Below are 20147 nucleotides of genomic sequence, written 5' to 3' on the forward strand. Positions count from 1 at the left end.
CATACGGTCCCGCCCGTCGATCACCCGGGGGTGGCCACCCCCGGGTGATCGAGCGCAAGATACATCACCAAGCGCAAATCCAACATGCAAGGGGCCGGGCACGACCTAAGCCTCAAAGCCTTCAATTCACGAAAAACATTAACCCTTCCGCGTCAGCGGAAACCGCTCCTTGAGCAGACGCGACACAGCGTCGGCGCCGATCGGCGGGCCGAAATGGAAGCTCTGGCCGTAATGGCAGCCCATTTGGCCGAGCTTGATGGCGTCTTCCTCGCTCTCGATGCCCTCGGCCACCAGCGTCATGCCGAGCTCCACGCCCATAGAGACGATCGAGCGCAACAGCACATCGCGCTTGTCGCTCTGATCGCGCACCAAGGCCTGGTCGATCTTGATCGTGTCGAAGGGGAAGCGGGTGATATAGCCGAGCGAGGAGAAGCCGGCGCCGAAATCGTCGAGCGACAGGCCAATGCCGGAATCGCGGATCTTTTCGAGAACCAGCCGCGATTGCTCCGGATTCTCCATCACCACGGTTTCGGTGAGTTCCAGCTTCAGTCGTTCCGGCGGGCAACCGGCGCGGTTGAGCGCGCGTCGGATGTCGTCGGTCAGCGCGCTGTTGATCAATTGCGCGCTGGAGAGATTGACGGAGACGAAATAGGGCACATCTCCGGTCTGGGTCAGCCAGCCCGACAGATCGCTCGTGGCGCGCTCGATGGCGAACTGGCCGAGGTCGCCGATGAAATTGGCGTTTTCAGCCAGCGGAATGAACTCGCCCGGCGGCACATTGCCCCGCTTGGGATGGTCCCAGCGCATCAGCGCTTCGAAACCGACGATTTCGGCGTCCACCAGCCGCACGATGGGCTGATAGACCATCGACAGTTCCTTGCGCTCGATGGCGCGGCGCAGGTCGCTTTCGAGCTGCAGCCGGTCCGACACCGCCATGCGGAAGGCGGGCTGGAACGGCTCCACGCGGTCGCCGCCCGATTTCTTGGCGCGATACATGGCAAGCTCTGCGTCGTTGAGTAGCCCCTCCGCCGAAATCGACGGATCGGTCCAGGAAGCGACGCCGATCGAGGCGGTCAGGATGATCTCCTGATTGGCGAAATTGATGGGCGCCGACACCGCCTTCACCACCGCATCGGCGAAATCGGCGATGCGCTTGGGGTCGCTTTCCGACACCAGCACGATGCCGAATTCGTCGCCCGCGAGGCGCCCCAGCGTATCCTGCGGCTTCAGAAGCCGTCGCAGGCGGCGGGTGAGCGCGATCAGGATATTGTCGCCGGCGGCGATGCCGAGGGAATCGTTGACCTGCTTGTAGCGGTCGATGTCGATGGTCAGCACGGTCGGCAGCAGCTTCTCTTCCTGCCCGGTCAGCGCCAGGATCGATTGCAGGCGATCAAGGAACAGCTGCCGGTTCGGCAGGCCGGTGAGATTGTCGTTGAGCGCATCCGACAACAGCCGCTCGACGATGTTCTTCTGTTCGGTCACGTCCTGCACGACGCCGACGCAGCGGGCGATCTCGCCATTTCCGGCCAGCACCGGCCGCGCCTTGATCGACAGCCAGTGATACTGGCCATCCTCGGCGCGCAGGCGGAAATCATGGCAGAGCCGGCCTTTTTTCTGGGCGAGCAGAATATCGAGCGTGGCGCGGAAGCGGTCGCGGTCGTCGGGATGCAGCCGCGGCAGCCAGTTTCGCGCCGGCCCATGCAGGGCGCCGGGCGTGGCGCCGAGCCGGAGCGCGATGTCGGGAATGGTGGTCACCCGGTCGCGGCTCACATCCCAGTCCCAGATCGTCTCGCCGGATCCGGTCAAGGCAAGAGACTGGCGTTCGAGATCGGAGAACAGTCCCTGCTGATAGGCGCCGCCGGCAAAGGCGTGCTGGATCACGGTAAAGCCGATGAGCAGCACGATCAGCACCAGGCCGAAAGCCAGCGCCGGCTGCACGATGTCGTTGTCCAGCTGTCCCGTCACCGCCAGCCAGCCGCCGAACAGCCAGGCGATGATCGTCAGCCAGGAGGGGATCAGCAGAATGGCGCGGTCATAGCGGCGGAAACCGAGAAACACGATCAGCGCAATGCCGGCGGCGGCGGTGAGGCCGAAGGACAGCCGCGCGATGCCCGAGGCGATGGATGGATCGTAGATCGCCACGCCAAACAGCGTGCCCAGGCCCAGCACCCAGGCGAGCGTAGCGTAAGCCAGATTGGCGTGCCAGCGGCTGAGATTGAGATAGGTGAACAGGAAAATCACCAGTCCCGACGCCAGCGCCACTTCCGCGCCCGCGCGCCAGATGCGCTCGTCGAGCGTGTTGTCGCCGAACAATTGTTCGAGAAAGCCGAAATCGACGCAGACATAGCCGAGCACCGCCCAGGCCAGCGCCGCCGTCGCCGGCAGCATCGACGTGCCCTTGATCACGAAGAGATTGGTGAGAAACACTGCCAAGAGGCCGGCGATGCCGAGCACGATGCCGCGATAGAGCGTAAACGCGTTGACCGTGTCCTTATAGGCCTCGGGCTCCCAGAGATAGAGTTGCGGCAGTTCCGGCGAGGTGATCTCGGCGACAAAGGTGATGACCGCGCCAGGGTTAAGCGTGATGGCGAACACGTCGGCGTCGTTGGAGGCCACCCGATCGAGCGCGAAGCCTTCCGACGGGGTGATCGACAGGATGCGGTCCGATCCGAGATCCGGCCAGAACACATGCGAATTGACCAGCCGATAATGCGGCGCGACGATCAGCCGTTCGAGCTGTTCGTCCGACACATTTGCGAGCGCGAACACCGCCCAGTCGCCGTTATGACCGGGGGAGGAGGCGCGCACCTCGATGCGGCGGACAATGCCGTCGGTGCCGGCTGCGGTCGACACCTGAAAGGCCTCGCCCTGGTTGGCGTAAATCTCGGCGATCCTGGTGAGGTCGAGCGCCTTGTCCTCGCGGGAAATCTTTACCGGCTCCAGCGCGAACGCCGACAGGGTCGAGACCGCGAGCGCCATGAGCGTCAGCAGGCAAAACAACACCGCCCGGCCGCCGGCAACCGGATTTCCAATCAGAAGGTTCAAATGCCTAACGCCCCGTACCTGTTGTTTTTATTGGGGACGAGCGCATAGAGAAGGTGGTCACGCCATTCGCCCCGAATTTTCAAATACGATTTCATATAGCCTTCGCGCTCAAATCCGGCTTTTTCAAGTAGGCGGATAGAGCGGTCGTTGTCCGGAATACAGGCTGCCTCGATGCGGTGCAAGTTCATGCGGATGAAGATATAGCTGATGACAGGGCCGATCGCCTGGCTCATATGGCCTTTTCCTGCATGCCTTTCGCCCATCCAGTAGCCGATCATGCAGCTTTGCGAGGCGCCGCGGCGAATATGGCCGATGGTGATGCCGCCCAGAAGGTCTTCCGTGTCGCGGTGGAAAAGCAGAAGCGGCACGGCCACGCCGGAGGCGAATTCCTGGTTGGCGCGATTGACGCGGGTGCGGAAGGAACTCTCGGTCAGCGCGTCGGGATCCCAGGCTGGCTCCCATTTTTCGAGAAAGGCCCGGCTCTCGCTGCGCAATTTGTACCAGGCCTTGTAGTCGCTGTTGCGCGGAAGCCGGAGATAGTGATCCGGCCCGGAAATATCCTCACCCGAACCCTGCCGCGACAAGAAACCGAACACTGATCTTGCCATGCGACGCGCCCCGGATTCCGCCAGCCGTCATTCGGCGGCGGATTTGTGTTCCGGAGCCCGAGAGCCGCTCAGCGCCCGCATGATGTCTTCCATCGGCGCCAGTTGTTCGACGGGACCAATCGCCGACATCGTCGGCACGGTGTCGAAGAACAGTCGTCCCGCAAGATCGGTCAGGCGGTCCGTGGTGATGTCGTTCAGCCGCTGCATCAACTCTTCATTGGGAATGGGGCGGCCATAGAGCATGATCTGCCGGGCGATCTGGCCGGCGCGGGCGGCCGGGCTTTCCTGGCCCATCAGCAGCTGAGCGCGGATCTGGGCGCGGGCGCGGTCGATTTCTTCCTGTTTGATCTTTTCGGAGGCGCGGCGCAATTCTTCGATCACCACCGGCATCAGTTCCGGCAGGTTCTCGCCGCCGGTCGCCGCATGCACGCCGAAAATGCCGGTGTCCGAGAAGCCCCAATGGAAGGCGTAGATCGAATAACACAGACCGCGATGCTCGCGCACTTCCTGGAACAGTCGCGACGACATGCCGCCGCCGAGCACATTGGCGAGAATCTGCGAACAGTAGAAATCGCGGGCGTGATAGGCCTTGCCTTCAAAACCGAACAAGACTTGCGCGTCCATCAGGTCGCGGTCTTCACGCACATCGCCGCCGATATAGCGCGCGGGATCCATGATGATGGGTGACGACGGCGTCGTCGGCAGAGACGAGAAACGTCGCGCCACCTGTTCGACGAATTCGTCATGCTTCACCGCGCCGGCGGCGACCACGAACATGCGGTCGGCGACATAATTGCGCGACAGATAGCGGCGGATCTGGTCGGGCGTAAACGTCATCACCGTCTCGGGCGTGCCGAGAATCGGTCGGCCGATGGTCTGTCCGAAATAGGCGCGCTCGGAAAATTTGTCGAAAATCACGTCGTCGGGCGTGTCGTTGGCCGCGCCAATTTCCTGCAGGATGACGTTTTTCTCGCGTTCGAGTTCCTCTTCCTCGAAGGCCGATTCCGTCAGGATGTCGGCGAGCATGTCGACCGCCAGCGGCACGTCATTTTTCAGCACGCGCGCATAGTAGGAGGTGGATTCGGTGGATGTCGCGGCATTGACCTCGCCGCCGACATTTTCGATTTCCTCGGCGATCTGGCGCGCCGTCCGGCGCGCCGTGCCCTTGAAGGCCATGTGTTCGAGGAGATGGGCGATGCCGTGTTCGTCAGCGGCTTCGTTGCGCGATCCGGACTTCACCCACACGCCGAGAGCGGCGCTCTCCAAATGCGGCATATCCTCGGTAACCACAGTCAATCCCGAAGGAAGTCTGGTGAACTCAACTTTCATGACCAATATTCAAGACGCCTCGGTCAGGACCTGATCCGGGCATGTTTGGCGATGAAATTCTCCACCGTCTCGATGTCCGCACTCAGCACTTCGAAGCGCTCCTCCCTTTGCATCAGACCTGCAAGCCACGATGGCAGCGCGGGATTAATACCGCAAGCGGTTTCCACCGCCAAGGGGAATTTTGCCGGATGCGCAGTGGCCAGCGTCACCATCGGAGCGTTGGATTTCTCGTATTTCGCCGCCACATGCACGCCGATGGCGGTGTGGGGATCGAGAAGATAGCCAGTTTCCGAAAGATGGTTTTTGATCGTTTCGGCGACCTGCTTCTCGGTGGCGCGCCCGGCCTTGAAGTCTTTGCGGATAAAGGCCAGCGCCTCGGCCTCGATCTCGAAGGCGCCCGATTGCTTGAGGCTGTCCATGGCGCGGCGAACCTTTTCGGGCTTGCGGCCATAGGCCTCGAACAGCAGCCGTTCGAAATTCGAAGAGATCTGGATGTCCATGGATGGCGAGGTGGTGGCCTTGACGCCCTTCATCTCGTAGCGCCCGGTTTTCAGCGTGCGGGCGAGAATGTCGTTGTCATTGGTGGCGATCACCAGTCTGCCCACTGGCAGGCCCATGCGCTTGGCGGCGTAACCGGCGAAAATATCGCCGAAATTGCCGGTCGGCACGGTGAACGAGATCTTGCGGTCCGGTCCGCCCAAGGCGATCGCGCTGGTGAAGTAGTAGACGATCTGGGCCATGATGCGCGCCCAGTTGATCGAGTTGACGCCGGCGAGCGCCATGGAATCGCGGAACTTGATGTCGTTGAACATCGCCTTGACGAGATTCTGGCAATCGTCGAAGTCGCCCTGGATGGCGATGGCGTGCACATTGTTATGCGAGGTGGTGGTCATCTGGCGCTGCTGCACCGGCGAAACCTTGCCATGCGGGAAAAAGATGAAGATGTCGGTGCGGTCGCGGCCGCCGAAGGCGTCGATCGCCGCCCCGCCCGTGTCGCCCGATGTCGCGCCGACGATGGTGGCGCGTTCGCCGCGCGCCGCCAGCGCATGGTCCATCAGCCGGCCCAGCAACTGCATCGCCACGTCCTTGAAGGCCAGCGTGGTGCCGTGGAAAAGTTCGAGAATGAAGGAATTCGGGCCCGACTGCACGAGCGGCGCCACGGCCGGATGCTTGAAGGTGGCGTAGGCCTCGTCGATCATGCGCTTGAGATCCTGGTCGTCGACCTCGCCGCCGACAAAGGGCGAAAGCACCTTGAAGGCGATGTCCTGATAGGACAGGCCGCGCCAGGAACGGAGCTCCTTCTTGGAGAAATGCGGCCATTCCTCGGGAATGTAGAGGCCGCCGTCACGCGCCAGACCCGTCAACAGGGCGTCCGAGAAACCGAGCTTTGGGGCCTCGCCCCGGGTGGAAACATAGCGCACGTGCTGCCTCTCCTGATGTCGCTTGAGCCGGGTGAAACCTATCAGCGCAGGCTCCGCGCGATTGTCCATTTTGCGTCCGGAATGCCCCGGAAAATGGCTGAATCTTTATTCCGGCCAATCGATTTTTTGTTTGGTCGCTGGTATAGACCACATCGCCGGGCCATGAAAAGGTCCGAAAGAGAAAGAAAACAGTGGTGAATCGTCCGCATCGCGCGGCGTGGTCACATCAGGGTGGGGCGTAGCACGTGTCTCGGAGACTTCTCGGACTTATCTCTTCCTTCGCGGCGCTCACGGCTCTGGCGAGCTGCACGGCGCCATCCTATCCCGACAGCAATCGCGGCTTTGCGCCGACCGTGAAGGCGGAGCCCGCACCGGCCAACGCCTCGCAGACACCCGTCGTCGTCCAGGGCCAGTGCCCGCAGATCTATCTGCGCGAAGGCACGGCGGTGTTCCGCGAGTATGTGCGGGGCGTCAAGAAGGGGCCGGATGGCTCGGCAGATCCGAGCAAGCTGGTGTTCCAGGCGACGCTCGAGCGCACCACGCGCCAGTGCTTCCAGACCGATCAAGGCCTCAGGATGACGGTGGTGGTCCAGGGCCGCATCATTCCAGGCCCGGCCGGCAAGGCGGGAACTTACACGCTGCCGATCCGGGTCGCCGCCACCGATGGCGATGCGACGCTCTATTCGGAGCTGACCAAGTTCCCGGTCACCGTGCCGGACAATCTCGGCGCCACCCAGTTCCTGTTCACCAAGGACGACGTGATCATCAGCCAGGGCGCGACCGGCCTGACCCGCCTGTTCGCCGGCATCGATGAAGGTCCCTATAGCACGAAGTGAGATTTGGGGCGGCCGTTGGTCGTCCTTCATTTTGATGCATGAGATGTCGCGGCTTGCCCCTCATCCGGCTGCCGCCACCTTCTCCCCGTAGAACGGGGAGAAGGGCGATTGTTGCAAGGTCGCCGCTCAATCCTCCTTCGCCCCGCATTGCGGGGAGAAGGTCCCGGCAGGGGGGAAGAGGGGCGGTGTACGCCGGTCAACTCAACCGAAATTACCTTATCCAGCGAGCAGCGACAGACGCCGCCCTCGATATCAAGCCAATTCGCTCCAGCTCTTCAGCGCATCCACCATCTGCGGCAGTTCCGTCATGCGCGAAATCACCGTCTCGGCGCCGGCGTCGGTCAGCCGGTCGGCATGGGTGGGATAAGTGTGCGAGCCGCCGGTGAAGCCGATCACCCGCATGCCGGCGGCGCGGGCGGCGTGGACGCCATGCACCGAATCCTCGATCACCAGGCAGCGGGCGGGATCGGCGTCGAACTGCTTGGCGCCATGCAGATAAATGTCCGGCTTCGGCTTGGTGCGATCGGGGCCGAGATCCTTGGCCGAATAGATATGGCCCTCGAAATAAGGCTTGAGCCCGACTTTGGTCAGCATCATATCGAGCCGCTTGGATGACGAATTCGAGCAGATGCAGCGCTGTTCGGTCAGGCGCGACAGCGCTGTGCGCACGCCCTCGATCATCTTGACGCGGATCGACAAAGCGCGATCGACCAGCGCTTCCGACTTGTCGATCAGCGAGGCAGAAAGCGGCAGTTCCGCTTCCTTTTCGATCGTCATCAGAATGCTCTTCCAGTCCATGCCGGCAAACCGGATGCACATCTCCTCGGCGGTGATCTCGAAACCATTGTCGCGCAACAGCTTGGATTCGACTTCCGCCGCGATGATTTCAGAATCGACGAGCACGCCGTCGCAGTCAAACAGGATGAGGTCGAAGCCGGACATGGGAGGTCTCTATGTTGGTCTGGAATAGGCTCCGCCTACATGATTGGCGTCTGTCAGGCAATGCGCGACGGCGCATGGCTGCTTTGACGGGTCATTCGCTGCGCGGGATACGGCGGCTCAAGTCAGCCTTCACATCCTCAGCATGATCTTGCCGATATGTGCGCTTGATTCCATCAGCCGATGCGCCTCCACGACGTCTGTGAAGTCGAAGACTTCATGGATGACGGGAGCAGCCTTGCCGGCTTCGAGCAGCGGCCAGACGCGAGCCTGCAACTGATCGCGGATCTCCGCTTTTTCCGCCGCCGTGCGCGGGCGCATCGTGGAGCCCATCACCCGCAGGCGCTTGATCATGATCGGGGCAAGATTGGCCTTCTCCGCCACCGCGCCGCCAAGAAAAGCGATGATCGACAGGCGACCGTCCTTGGCGAGGCATTGCAGATTCTTGTCGAAATAGGCCGCGCCGATCATGTCGAGGATGACATCGACGCCGGCCTTGCCGGTCTCGGCCCGGATGACATCGGCGAAGTCCTCGCTTTTGTAGTTGATGGCCCTGATAGCGCCGAGTTTTACGCAGGCTTCCGCCTTGTCGTCCGAGCCCACCGTCACGAAGACTTTGGCGCCGAGCGCAGAGGCGAGCTGGATCGCCGTGGTGCCGATGCCGGAGGAGCCGCCATGGATGAGCGCGCTTTCGCCCGCCTTCAATCCGGCCATCATGAACAGATTGGCCCAGACGGTGAAGAAGGTCTCGGGCAACGCCGCAGCGCGGATGGCGTCATAACCTTTCGGCCAGGCAAGCGCCTGCGTGGCGGGAACCGCGCAATACTCGGCATAGCCGCCGCCATTGGCGAGCGTGGTGACCTTGTCGCCAAGGGAAAGCGCGCTGACGCTGGGGCCGATCGCGACCACTTCGCCGGCCACTTCGAGCCCGAGCACGGGGCTCGCGCCCGGCGGCGGTGGATAGGTTCCCTGACGTTGCGCGACATCCGGCCGGTTGACGCCGGCTGCCTCGACCCGGATCAGGATCTCTCCGTCGCGAAGCTGGGGCAGGGGGCCCTCCGCGATCGTCATGGCCTCAGGGCCGCCGGGCGCGGGCAGGTCGACATAGCGCATGGAGGCGGGCAGGGAAGCGGTCATCGGCGTTCTCCGTGTTTGCGGCGAGTGTTACCGGAGAACGCCTCTAGGGGAAAGTCGGTTCAGGCCCGCTCGATCTCTCCGAGGCGGGCGATGCACAATCCGGTGTCGCTGATCTTGGCGCCCGCCTTGACATGGGCGATCTCGGCGCTGATCCGGTCGATATCGCTGATGACGGCGCCTTCGGGGATTTCGAGCACGCCGATCGAGCAGCGCATCAGCCCGATCTTGCGCTGCACGCCCTGACGGTCATGGCCCATGATATAGCCCTGGGTCCGCTCTTCTTCCGAATAGAGATCGGCGACCTCGGAGGCGAAATCATTGAGCAGCCGGCCGAGCGGATGGATCATCTCCTCTTCGGTATAGCCTGTGAGCCCGATGAAGAAATCGTCGCCGCCGACATGGCCGATAAATTCGCTCTCGTGGAAGAAGTAGCGACGCATCAGCGCGGCGAACAGCGATATGGCGTGGTCGCCGGCATGAAAGCCATAGCGGTCGTTGAACGGTTTGAAATTATCGAAGTCGCAATAGCAATAGTAGCGCCGTTCGTCGCCGTCCTTGGAGGTGTGGCGCAGGAAATCGAGAATGGCGAGATTGCCCGGCAGGCCAGTCAGCGGGTTCTGGTCCTGCGCGGTCTTGAGCTGCTTCTCATTGAGGATCTTGATCAGCGACGCCGCCGAGATCGCGCCGGAGTAGCGCATGTTCTCGGTCAGCAGCACGCAATGGCAGCCTTCCATATTGGCGAATGCAGTGACCAGATCGTCGGTGCCTGAATCGAGGCTGACGATCGGCGCGGCCTTGGCGAAATAGGAGATCGAACGCAGATAGTCGCGGTTTTTCAACAGGTCGCGGCCGAAGGGGTGATAGATATACTCCTTCAGTTCCTTTTCCTGGATGATGCCGCGCGGCTCGTTGTTGACGTTCAACACCGGGAAATAACTCAGGTCCGGGTTCTGCCGGAACATCTCGAAGACGGTCTCCACCGAATCGTTTTCATAGACGCTCGGAATATGCTCGACCTGCTTGCGGATCAGCAGTTCGTCGAGCGAGCGGCCCGCGGCGCGGTTTTTCGATTTGTCGCGCAGATGCGGATAGCTGCGCTTCTGGTCGTCCACATTCACCGAGGGACGCGCGATATAATAGCCCTGCACCATGTCCACCCCGAATTCCCGACAGGCGAGGAACTCCTCTTCGGTTTCCACACCCTCGGCGATGACGCGAATGCCCAGCGTGTGGGCCATGCCGACGATATTGCGCACCAGATGCTGCTTCTTGGCGCTGTCGCCGATGCCGCGGATGAAATATTGGTCGATCTTGAGATAGTCGATGGCGTGGTCGGCCAGCAATTTATACTCGCCGCGCCCGACGCCGAAATCGTCGATGGCGACCTTGAAACCCGACCGCCGCAGCCGCGCCATCAGCGGTCCGAATTCGGGCGCTGTCATATTGTCGAACCGTTCGGACAGTTCAAAGCAGATCGACGACGGCGGAACCATATGGGTCTTGAGATGACGGGTCAGCACGTCGAGCATGGGTCCGCTTTCGGCGATCAGCCGAAAGTCGAGATTGATGAACAGGGTCGACGAACGGAAATCCGGCAGGGTCGAGAATTTCGCCAGCGCGCGTCCCGCCATCATCTGGTCGAGCGCCGCCAGTTGGCCTGTCTCGGCCATGCGGTCGATCAGATCGATCGGCGAGGAAAATCCCATCTGGTCATGGCCGCGCATCAAGGATTCGTACCCGAACACGGCGCCGGTGGCGGTCTCGACCACGGGCTGAAAAGCGGGGTCGAGAACAAGCTTGGCGATCGTCAATAATTTTTCGCCCGCATAGGTATGCGGAAAGGCGGAAATTTCTTTGGTCAGGGCGGCCATGCAGGGCTCCAGCAATCGAAGTCGTGCATAAGCTGTCTGAAATTATTGAATATTTCCTTTTTGAAGAATGATAGTTTTATGACTGTCGCGAATGATTATTTCCTCATAAAATCAATAGTTGCCGAGGGTGGCGCGCGCCGTGTTTCTGTCGCAAGCGGAACATAAAACGCGGCTCCTGCGCCGCTCGTTGCATCCGCTTCGGCTTAACTTCGGCCATCGCCGAAAACCCATTGCCCAAGAGGGGTCCATGTCCGCCAAGAAGCCCAACATTCTCATCATCATGGTCGATCAGTTGAACGGCACATTCTTTCCGGATGGCCCGGCTGATTTTCTGCATGCGCCCCATCTCAAGGCGCTCGCCGGCCGCTCGGCCCGTTTCGTCAACAACTATACGTCGTCGCCGCTCTGCGCCCCGGCGCGCGCCTCCTTCATGGCCGGGCAGTTGCCCAGCCGCACCCGCGTCTATGACAATGCGGCGGAATATGTCTCTTCCATCCCGACATATGCCCATCATCTCCGTCGGGCCGGTTACTACACCTGTCTGTCCGGCAAGATGCATTTTGTGGGACCAGACCAATTGCATGGTTTCGAGGAGCGTCTGACCACGGACATCTATCCCGCCGATTTCGGCTGGACGCCGGATTATCGCAAGCCGGGCGAGCGCATCGACTGGTGGTATCACAATCTCGGCTCGGTGACCGGGGCAGGGGTGGCCGAGATCACCAACCAGATGGAATATGACGATGAGGTCGCCTTCTTCGCCAATCAGAAGATCTATCATCTGGCCCGGGAGAATGACGACGCTGACCGCCGCCCCTGGTGCGTCACCGTCTCCTTCACCCATCCGCACGATCCCTATGTCGCCAGGCGCAAGTTCTGGGATCTCTACGAGGATTGTGCGCATCTGGCGCCAGAGGTCGCGCCCATCCCGTTCGACGCGCAGGACCCGCATTCCCAGCGCATCATGATGTCCTGCGACTACACCAATTTCGACCTGACCGAAGACAATGTCCGCCGGTCCCGTCGCGCCTATTTCGCCAACATTTCCTATCTCGACGAGAAGGTCGGCGAACTGATCGATACGCTGACCCGCACCCGCCAGCTCGACGACACGATGATCCTGTTCTGCTCGGATCACGGCGACATGCTCGGCGAGCGCGGTCTGTGGTTCAAGATGAATTTCTTCGAGGGCGCCGCCCGCGTGCCGCTGATGATTGCCGGCCCCGGCGTCACCGCCGGCCGTCATGACGTTCCGGTCTCCAATCTCGACATCACCCCGACGATCGCCGATCTCGCCGGCCTGTCGATCGAGGAGATCCTGCCCTGGACCGATGGCGAAAGCCTTGTCCCGGTGATCGACGGCGGCAAGCGCGTCTCGCCGGTGTTGATGGAATACGCCGCCGAAGCGTCTTACGCGCCGCTGGTCGGCATTCGCGAGGGCAAGTGGAAGTTCATCCATTGCGCCCTAGACCCAGACCAGCTCTATGATCTCGATGCCGATCCCCGAGAACTTCGCAATCTCGCCGCCGATCCCGCTTGCGCCGAAATCGTTGCCGATTTCCGCGCCCGCGTCGCCGCCCGCTGGGATATGGACGCCTTCGACAAGGACGTCCGCGAGAGCCAGGCGCGGCGCTGGGTGGTCTATGAGGCGCTGCGCAACGGCGCTTATTATCCCTGGGATCATCAGCCGCTGCAAAAGGCCTCGGAGCGCTATATGCGCAACCATATGAACCTCGATAATCTCGAAGGCGACAAGCGCTATCCGCGCGGAGAATGATGAAGCCGAAGGCGGCTGCTTTGGCGCAGCCGCCTTCGATCCAGGCGAAATCGTGGCGCCATCCTTACGAGCCGGATTAAATTCGCGACACAGTGACGTTAGAAATCATTTCCTTGAATTAATTTGAGTTTCTCCGGAAACCGAATATCAATTGTCCTCACGGATCGGGAATTTGCCGGCGCTTGAACAACAAGAAGGCGCGACGCGACAAATCCGGACGATCCGAAAGTAAGTCGGACATCAGAAATTATATGTGTCCGTTTTACCTGGAGGTTATACAATGCGTATTCTGTTCGCTTCCGCTCTCGTTGCTTCTTCGCTCGCCATGGCGCCGCTCGCTTTCGCCGCCAGCGAAACCGTGACCGGCACGGTCAAGGCCATCAGCGGCTCCCATCACCAGTTGACGCTCGCCAATGGCGACACGTTCATGCTTCCCAAAAATTTCAACGCCAAGGACATCAAGGCCGGCGCAAAGGTCAAGATTGCCTATCAGAAGGCCGGCAAGAAGCTCGAAGCGGAAAAGGTCACGGTCGTCAATTGATCTGACCTCGCGAACGGTCGGCGCGCCAAGCCCCCCTCTCCAGCAGCGCCGGCCGTTCTCCTTTTTTGACGTTTCAGCCGTTTCATTGGCGTCCGGTCTACTGGACGCTTTTTTTGTTTCTTCGAACCATCGGTGTTCCTGCGAAGCGGGAATGTCGCAATCGGGACAAAAATGGGAGGCGCCAGCAAGACCGCTTTGTCGCAGGCTGGTTATATGCTTGTGTAATTACAGCATGTCCGGGGCTCCTGCCGGCAAGGGGAAAATCATGCGCGCACAACCGCCAGCCAGCCATTTCATCGACGGCGAATATATCGAAGATCCGGCCGGCGCGGCTTTCGATTGCGTCTATCCGGCCACGGGCGAAGTGATCGCCCGGCTGCATGCCGCCACGCCCGCCATCATCGAGCGCGCTATCGCCTCGGCCAAGGCGGCGCAGGTGGAATGGGCGAAGATGAGCCCGACCGCGCGCGGCCGCATTCTCAAGCGCGCCGCCGACATCATGCGCGCCAAGAACCGCGAGCTGTCCGAGTTGGAAACGCTCGACACCGGCAAGCCGATCCAGGAAACCATCGTCGCCGATCCGACTTCGGGCGCCGACGCGTTTGAATTTTTCGGCGGCGTCGCGGCTGCTGCGCTCAACGGCGAGCATATTCCGCTCGGCGGCGACTGGGCTTACACCAAGCGCATCCCGCTCGGCGTCTGCGTCGGCATCGGCGCCTGGAACTATCCCCAGCAGATCGCCTGCTGGAAAGGCGCGCCGGCGCTGATCTGCGGCAACGCCATGGTGTTCAAGCCGTCGGAGAATACGCCGCTCGGCGCGTTGAAGATCGCCGAGATCCTCATCGAAGCCGGCCTGCCCAAGGGCCTCTACAATGTCATCCAGGGCGACCGCGCCACCGGCCCGCAACTGGTCAACCATCCCGATGTCAACAAGGTCTCGCTGACCGGTTCCGTGCCGACAGGCCGCAAGGTGGCGGAAGCAGCCGCCGGTCATCTCAAGCATGTGACCATGGAGCTCGGCGGCAAGTCGCCGCTGATCGTGTTCGACGACGCCGATATCGACTCGGCGATCTCCGGCTCCATGCTCGCCAATTTCTATTCGACCGGCCAGGTCTGCTCCAACGGCACGCGCGTCTTCGTGCACAAAGCGGTCAAGGACGAATTCCTCGCCCGCCTCAAGGCGCGCACCGAAGCCATCGTCATCGGCGAGCCGATGGATGAGGCGACCCAGATGGGTCCGGTGATCAACCGCGCCCAGCGCGAGAAGATCCTGTCCTATATCGACAAGGGCAAGGCCGAAGGCGCCCGCCTCATCACGGGCGGCGCCATTCCCAATGACGTGCCGGCTGAGGGCAATTACATCCAGCCGACCGTGTTCGCCGACGTGACCGACGACATGACCATCGCCCGAGAAGAAATTTTCGGCCCTGTTATGTGCGTGCTCGATTTCGACGGCGAAGAGGATGTCGTGGCCCGCGCCAACGCTTCCGAATTCGGCCTCGCCGGCGGCGTGTTCACCAAGGACATCGCCCGCGCCCACCGCATGGCCGACCAGATCGAAGCCGGCACATTCTGGATCAACACCTATAATCTCTGCCCGGTGGAAATCCCCTTCGGCGGCGTCAAGCAATCCGGCTTCGGCCGCGAAAATTCGCTCGCCGCCATCAACCACTATTCCGAATTGAAGACGGTCTATGTGGCGATGGGCAAATGCGAGGCGCCGTACTAAGTGGACCCCGCCCCCAACCCCTCCCCACAAGGGGGAGGGGCCTAAACCGCCGCGCCGCCTCCGTCCAAACACGACGGCGCGCCAGATGCGGCGAGGACGGGAGGCGTGGGAGCGTCGCCACAGATTAAGCCCTCCCCTTGTGGGGAGGGTTGGGAGGGGCTCTTTAACTCGGATAAGCAGGACCAGGATATGAACACAGCGGCGCACATGACCAAAAGCGGACGCGGGGCAAAAGCCTCTCGTCGGCAGGGTCATGTCCGCTCAATCGCTGTCTCGCAACGGAACCAAATCGTCCAGATCCACCCGCAGCGCCGTCGCAATGCGTTTCAGCGCATCGACAGAGCCGGTCTTCTTGCCGGTTTCGATATCCGACAGATGCGGCTGGGAGATGCCGGCCGCCTTGGCCAATTCCATCATGGTCATGCCGCGATACTGACGATAGGTGCGGATGCGGCTGTCGGTTTCAGAAAGTTCTTTCACCAGTTCATGTGGCCATGTCTCTTCGCCTGCACTGACACGGGCCATGATCACATCCGCGCGCAACCCGTCGATAAGGTCTTCATAGTCGTCTTCGCTCAACAGAACGTAGTTCTTGCCATCGATAGTAAGTCTCTGCATTTCGCCCATTTCGCGCTACTCCTTGTAAATGCCGCCGCGCGGTCCGGCATTTATCACCATGATAACTCTGCCTTGATCATCGATGATGACCCTATCTCCGCCGACGCGGATGCGAAAATATTCCATGCCGGCCATCTTCTTGATGTCGACCGGCTCTCCACGAGCATACTCTTCGAGCTTGGTGAGAATGGCAGCCTTTCGCTTGGGCTGCATGCGATCCAAGCTCTTTCCAGCTTCGCGAGTATAGACGATTTGCTTCATGATGAGAATATAGCTCTGGGCGATATCTGTGTCGAATTTATAGCTATTCACATTGAGCTTTTCGTAGTCAGCGTCCCACAATGCGGCCGAGGAAAATAGCATGCAAGCAGACTTCATCATCATCGGTTCCGGATCGGCCGGCTCGGCGCTGACCGCGCGTCTCTCCGAAGACGGCAAGAACAGCGTCATCGTGCTGGAATTCGGCGGCACCGATATCGGCCCCTTCATCCAGATGCCGGCGGCGCTCGCCTGGCCGCTCAATATGAAGCAGTATAACTGGGGCTATCTCTCCGAACCCGAGCCGAACCTCAACAATCGCCGCATCACGGCGCCGCGCGGGAAAGTCATCGGCGGCTCCTCGTCCATCAACGGCATGGTCTATGTCCGCGGTCATTCCGAGGATTTCAACCGCTGGGAAGCGCTCGGCGCGCGCGGCTGGGCCTATGCCGACGTGCTGCCCTATTTCAAGCGCCAGGAAAATTCCCATGGCGGCGAAGAAGGCTGGCGTGGAACCGACGGCCCGCTGCATGTTCGTCGCGGCGGCTCGCCCAACCCGCTCTACAAGGCCTTCATCGACGCCGGCCGCGAGGCGGGCTTCGAGGTGACGAAGGATTACAACGGCGAGAAGCAGGAAGGCTTCGGCGAGATGGAGCAGACGAGCTGGCAGGGCCGCCGCTGGTCCGCCGCCACCGCCTATCTCAAGCCGGCGTTGAAGCGCCCGAATGTCGAGCTGATCCGCTGTCTCGCCCGCAAGATCGTGATCGAGAATGGTCGCGCCACGGGCGTCGAGATCGAGCGCAACGGCCAGATCGAGGTCGTCAAGGCCAATCGCGAAGTCATCATCTCCGCCTCGTCCTTCAATTCGCCCAAACTCTTGATGCTCTCAGGCATTGGCCCGGCCGAGCATCTGCGCCAGCTGGGCGTCGAGGTGAAGGTTGACCGTCCGGGCGTCGGCCAGAACCTGCAGGATCACATGGAGTTCTACTTCCAGCAGGAGTGCAAGGAGCCGGTGTCGCTTTATAGCTGGCTGCCCTGGTACATGCAGGGCCTTGCCGGCGCGCAATGGCTGTTCTTCAAGAAGGGCCTGGGCACGTCAAACCAGTTTGAATCCTGCGCCTTCCTGCGCTCGGCGCCAGGCGTCAAGCAGCCTGATATCCAATATCACTTCCTGCCGGTCGCCGTGCGCTATGACGGCAAGGCGGCGGCCAAGGCCCACAGTTTTCAGGCCCATGTCGGCTACAATCTCTCCAAATCGCGGGGCGCGGTGACATTGCGCTCCTCTGATCCCAAGGCCGATCCGGCGATCCGCTTCAACTATATGAGCCATGAGGAAGACTGGGTGAAGTTCCGCCACTGCGTGCGCCTCACCCGCGAGATATTCGGCCAGCAGGCGTTCGAACGCTATCGCGGACGCGAAATCCAGCCGGGCGCGAGCGTCCAGTCCGACGCCGAGATTGACGACTTCCTGCGCGAACATCTCGAAAGCGCCTATCACCCCTGCGGCACCTGCAAGATGGGCGACAGGAACGATCCGATGGCGGTGGTCGACCCCGAAACCCGGGTCATCGGCGTCGACGGCCTGCGCGTGGCCGATAGCTCGATCTTCCCGCATATCACCAACGGCAACCTCAACGCGCCTTCGATCATGACCGGCGAAAAAGCCGCCGACCATATCCTCGGCAAGCAGCCGCTGGCTCGGTCAAACCAGGAGCCGTGGATCAATCCGCGCTGGGACGTGAGCGATCGGTAAACGCCTGTCTGCTTCGCCTCAGGATGCCCCTGCTGCTACTGGCTCAACACCCCCGACACGATCCTGAACGGGCTCGACACGGTGGCGGCGGCGGCGTTGAAGACGAAGGCGCCGGCGTCCTTGATGCCGGCTTTTTTCTCGTCGCGCAACGCGGGCGCGAGAACGGCGACGTCGGCGAAGCGGTTGTGATTGGTGGAATCCAGCGGCTTCACGCTGGAGATGTCGATGAACTGGATGCCGACGCGTTCTGCGGCGGCCAGCACTTGGGGATTATGAACGTCAAGCGCGCCCAGGCGCTGACTGCTGGCGGAGAGGAGTTTCGACACTTCCAGCGCTCGGTCGTCGGGCGCGACCAGAATGGTCATCGGCAGTTTCATCTTCCCGATCACCTGCATCTGCGTCCGGAACACGTCGGCGTCGATGTCGGGAGAAGCCAGCACCACTTTCAGTTTGTCGAGCACGTCGTCGCGCTTGGCGAGCTTCAGCTGCCGCAAGGTTTCCACCGTCAGCCAGCAGCCCATGGAATGGGCGAAGACATAGACTTCGCCGGTCTTGCGCTGTTTTGTCGCCTCGATCAGCAGTTGGGCGAGATAATCGCGGGAATAGGTCGCGCCTTCCTTGTCGGCCACATAGCCGGCAAGCTCGGCCTGTGATGGCCAGGAGAAGACAATCTTGGCGCCGGGAATATTGGCGTCATGCCCCATCTGCGCCATGCGGAACAACGCTTCCTGGTAGCTGTTGTTGTAGCCATGCACGAAAATGCCGATATCGCGGCTGTTCGGGTCGGCGTGATCGATGGCGTCGATGAATTCCTTCTGGTCGAGCCGCTTCTGGCCCGCTATGGCGAAGGTCTTTTTCGGGTCCGCTTTCGCGCCGGGCCATTCAACCTCGGAACTCTTGTGATTGGGCGGAATCGACACCGTGAACGCGGCGTAGGAGGCGTCGATCGCCTTGGAATTGTCGAACATATTCTCGTCGGGCTTGATGCGCCCGCGCGTCGTCATGGCGAACACCTGTTCGGTGGCGAGCTTGGGAATGCCGCGCGTGTCGACGGTCGCCAGCGTTTCCGGCGATGGACGTGACCCGCAACCTGTCAGCGCGAGTGCGGTCATGGCGTAGAGAATGACGGCTTTCGAAGAAAGAAGCCGGAAATCGCGCGTCGTCATGTCGGTCCCGCAGATGTTTTCGATCATCGCCCTCCATAACAGCGCGCCCGCGCCCGCGCCAGTCATACTTGCTCGTTGATATTGAACGAAAGTGATCCGCCCTGGCCTTGTCAAAACCGGCTTGACATGTCGCGAAAATGCACGATATTGCACGAAATCGCCTGAGTGGCGAGCAACCAACACCAAAGGAAATCCCATGCTCATTCTGATCGCCGGCCCTTATCGCTCCGGAACCAATGACGATCCCGCCAAGATGGCGGCCAATCTCAGGACGCTCGAAGCGCCGTCCTTCGCGCTGTTCAAGGCTGGCCACGTGCCGATGATCGGCGAATGGGTGGCGCTGCCGGTCTGGGCGGCGGCGGGCGGAGAGACGGTGGGCGATGATCTCTATGAGCAGATCTTCCATCCCGTCGCCCATCGCCTGCTGGCGCTATGCGAGGGCGTGCTGAGATTGCCCGGCGCGTCGAAAGGTGCCGACAATGACGTCCGCATTGCCCGCGAGCGCGGCATTCCCGTCTGGTTCGATCTGAAGGACGTTCCGGGCGTCGCTTGATCTTCGGATCGAGGCGGGGAAAACTGGGGCGTCTTCAGCGCAAGGCGTGCGAATTCGCTTGCTCGCCCCCGCCAAATCTCTACGAAAACAGCCGGCCCAATCGCCAAGATGTTTTGAAGGAGATCCCGATGATCAAGCGTTACCAGCCCGGCCCGCGCATGAGCGCCGCCGTCGCCCATAATGGCGTTCTCTATGTCGCCGGCCAGGTGGCCGACGACGAAAAGGGTTCGATCGAGCAGCAGACCCAGGAAGTGCTGGCGGCCATCGACGCCATCCTCGCCGAAGCCGGCACGGAAAAGGCCAAGATCCTGTCGATCAATGTCTATCTCGCCTCGGTTGGCGATTTCGCCGCCATGAACAGCGTCTATGACCAGTGGGTCGACAAGGCCAACCCGCCGGCCCGCGCCACGGTGGAAGCGCGTCTCGCCACCCCGAACTACAAGGTCGAGATGACGGCGATCGTCGCTCTCTGATCGAGAAGACGAACGGCCGCGGGCTTTGCGCCGCGCGGCCGTTTATCCGAAAGCGGGCAGGGGCGGACCGACCGGGCGCTTTCGGCAAGGGTG

General features: G+C 61.4%; 17 protein-coding genes. 7 read left to right on the plus strand and 10 right to left on the minus strand.

Features of this window, described 5'->3' with window-relative positions; genetic code table 11:
- Positions 1-138: 138 nt before the first annotated feature.
- From M2360_RS19175 to thrC, 4 genes are all read right to left on the minus strand, one after another.
- Positions 139-2979: an EAL domain-containing protein gene (locus M2360_RS19175; RefSeq protein WP_280777059.1), complete on the minus strand. Its 2841-nt coding sequence runs from the start codon at positions 2977-2979 to the stop codon at positions 139-141.
- A 62-nt stretch (positions 2980-3041) separates the two neighbouring features.
- Positions 3042-3653 carry a GNAT family protein gene (locus tag M2360_RS19180; protein WP_280776884.1) on the minus strand — a complete coding sequence of 204 codons (612 nt, stop codon included), beginning with the start codon at positions 3651-3653 and terminating at the stop codon, positions 3042-3044.
- Positions 3654-3680: 27 nt separating this feature from the next.
- Positions 3681-4982, minus strand: coding sequence for a pitrilysin family protein (locus M2360_RS19185; protein WP_280776885.1), 1302 nt, complete (start codon positions 4980-4982; stop codon positions 3681-3683).
- Between the two features lie 23 nt (positions 4983-5005).
- Entirely contained in the window at positions 5006-6403 is a 1398-nt protein-coding gene (gene thrC / locus M2360_RS19190; RefSeq protein ID WP_280776886.1) for a threonine synthase, read from the minus strand.
- A 245-nt stretch (positions 6404-6648) separates the two neighbouring features.
- Here thrC and M2360_RS19195 point away from each other — a divergent pair, with 245 nt between their 5' ends.
- Positions 6649-7239, plus strand: a complete 591-nt coding sequence (locus M2360_RS19195; protein ID WP_280776887.1) for a hypothetical protein — start codon at positions 6649-6651, stop codon at positions 7237-7239.
- A gap of 252 nt (positions 7240-7491) precedes the next feature.
- Here the strand turns inward: M2360_RS19195 and M2360_RS19200 are convergent, their stop codons facing one another.
- The 3 genes from M2360_RS19200 to M2360_RS19210 form a co-directional block, all read right to left on the minus strand.
- On the minus strand, positions 7492-8181 hold the full coding sequence (locus tag M2360_RS19200; RefSeq protein ID WP_280776888.1) for an HAD family hydrolase: 690 nt from the start codon (positions 8179-8181) through the stop codon (positions 7492-7494).
- Positions 8182-8310: 129 nt separating this feature from the next.
- A complete protein-coding gene (locus M2360_RS19205; RefSeq protein WP_280776889.1) occupies positions 8311-9315 on the minus strand; it encodes an NAD(P)H-quinone oxidoreductase in 1005 nt (334 codons plus the stop codon).
- A gap of 59 nt (positions 9316-9374) precedes the next feature.
- Positions 9375-11186 carry a bifunctional diguanylate cyclase/phosphodiesterase gene (locus M2360_RS19210; RefSeq protein ID WP_280776890.1) on the minus strand — a complete coding sequence of 604 codons (1812 nt, stop codon included), beginning with the start codon at positions 11184-11186 and terminating at the stop codon, positions 9375-9377.
- A 247-nt stretch (positions 11187-11433) separates the two neighbouring features.
- On the opposite strand from M2360_RS19210, the gene betC reads away from it, so the two are divergent.
- The 3 genes from betC (at position 11434) to betB (ending at position 15233) form a co-directional block, all read left to right on the plus strand.
- Entirely contained in the window at positions 11434-12963 is a 1530-nt protein-coding gene (gene betC, locus M2360_RS19215; protein ID WP_280776891.1) for a choline-sulfatase, read from the plus strand.
- A gap of 280 nt (positions 12964-13243) precedes the next feature.
- Positions 13244-13504, plus strand: a complete 261-nt coding sequence (locus tag M2360_RS19220) for a DUF1344 domain-containing protein (protein WP_280776892.1) — start codon at positions 13244-13246, stop codon at positions 13502-13504.
- Positions 13505-13769: 265 nt separating this feature from the next.
- A complete protein-coding gene (gene betB, locus M2360_RS19225; protein WP_280776893.1) occupies positions 13770-15233 on the plus strand; it encodes a betaine-aldehyde dehydrogenase in 1464 nt (487 codons plus the stop codon).
- Positions 15234-15494: 261 nt separating this feature from the next.
- Here betB and M2360_RS19230 read toward each other — a convergent pair whose 3' ends face one another.
- Positions 15495-15860 carry a helix-turn-helix transcriptional regulator gene (locus tag M2360_RS19230; RefSeq protein ID WP_280776894.1) on the minus strand — a complete coding sequence of 122 codons (366 nt, stop codon included), beginning with the start codon at positions 15858-15860 and terminating at the stop codon, positions 15495-15497.
- 6 nt (positions 15861-15866) lie between these two features.
- Positions 15867-16232 (minus strand): hypothetical protein, encoded by a 366-nt coding sequence (locus M2360_RS19235; protein WP_280776895.1) that lies wholly within the window; start codon positions 16230-16232, stop codon positions 15867-15869.
- Here M2360_RS19235 and betA point away from each other — a divergent pair.
- Complete coding sequence (betA, locus tag M2360_RS19240; protein WP_280776896.1) at positions 16213-17862, plus strand: choline dehydrogenase; 1650 nt, start codon at positions 16213-16215, stop codon at positions 17860-17862. The two genes, M2360_RS19235 and betA, sit on opposite strands and share 20 nt — an antisense overlap.
- Positions 17863-17897: 35 nt before the next feature.
- Here betA and M2360_RS19245 read toward each other — a convergent pair whose 3' ends face one another.
- Positions 17898-19094 (minus strand): alpha/beta hydrolase, encoded by a 1197-nt coding sequence (locus M2360_RS19245; RefSeq protein ID WP_280776897.1) that lies wholly within the window; start codon positions 19092-19094, stop codon positions 17898-17900.
- 130 nt (positions 19095-19224) lie between these two features.
- Here M2360_RS19245 and M2360_RS19250 point away from each other — a divergent pair, with 130 nt between their 5' ends.
- Both M2360_RS19250 and M2360_RS19255 read left to right on the plus strand, forming a co-directional pair.
- Positions 19225-19581 (plus strand): DUF4406 domain-containing protein, encoded by a 357-nt coding sequence (locus tag M2360_RS19250; RefSeq protein ID WP_280776898.1) that lies wholly within the window; start codon positions 19225-19227, stop codon positions 19579-19581.
- 128 nt (positions 19582-19709) lie between these two features.
- Positions 19710-20054 (plus strand): RidA family protein, encoded by a 345-nt coding sequence (locus M2360_RS19255; protein WP_280776899.1) that lies wholly within the window; start codon positions 19710-19712, stop codon positions 20052-20054.
- Positions 20055-20147: the final 93 nt, after the last annotated feature.

Origin of the sequence: Rhizobium sp. SG_E_25_P2, from assembly GCF_029892285.1 — a bacterium.
In the GTDB taxonomy this organism is placed as follows: Bacteria; Pseudomonadota; Alphaproteobacteria; order Rhizobiales; family Rhizobiaceae; genus Rhizobium_E.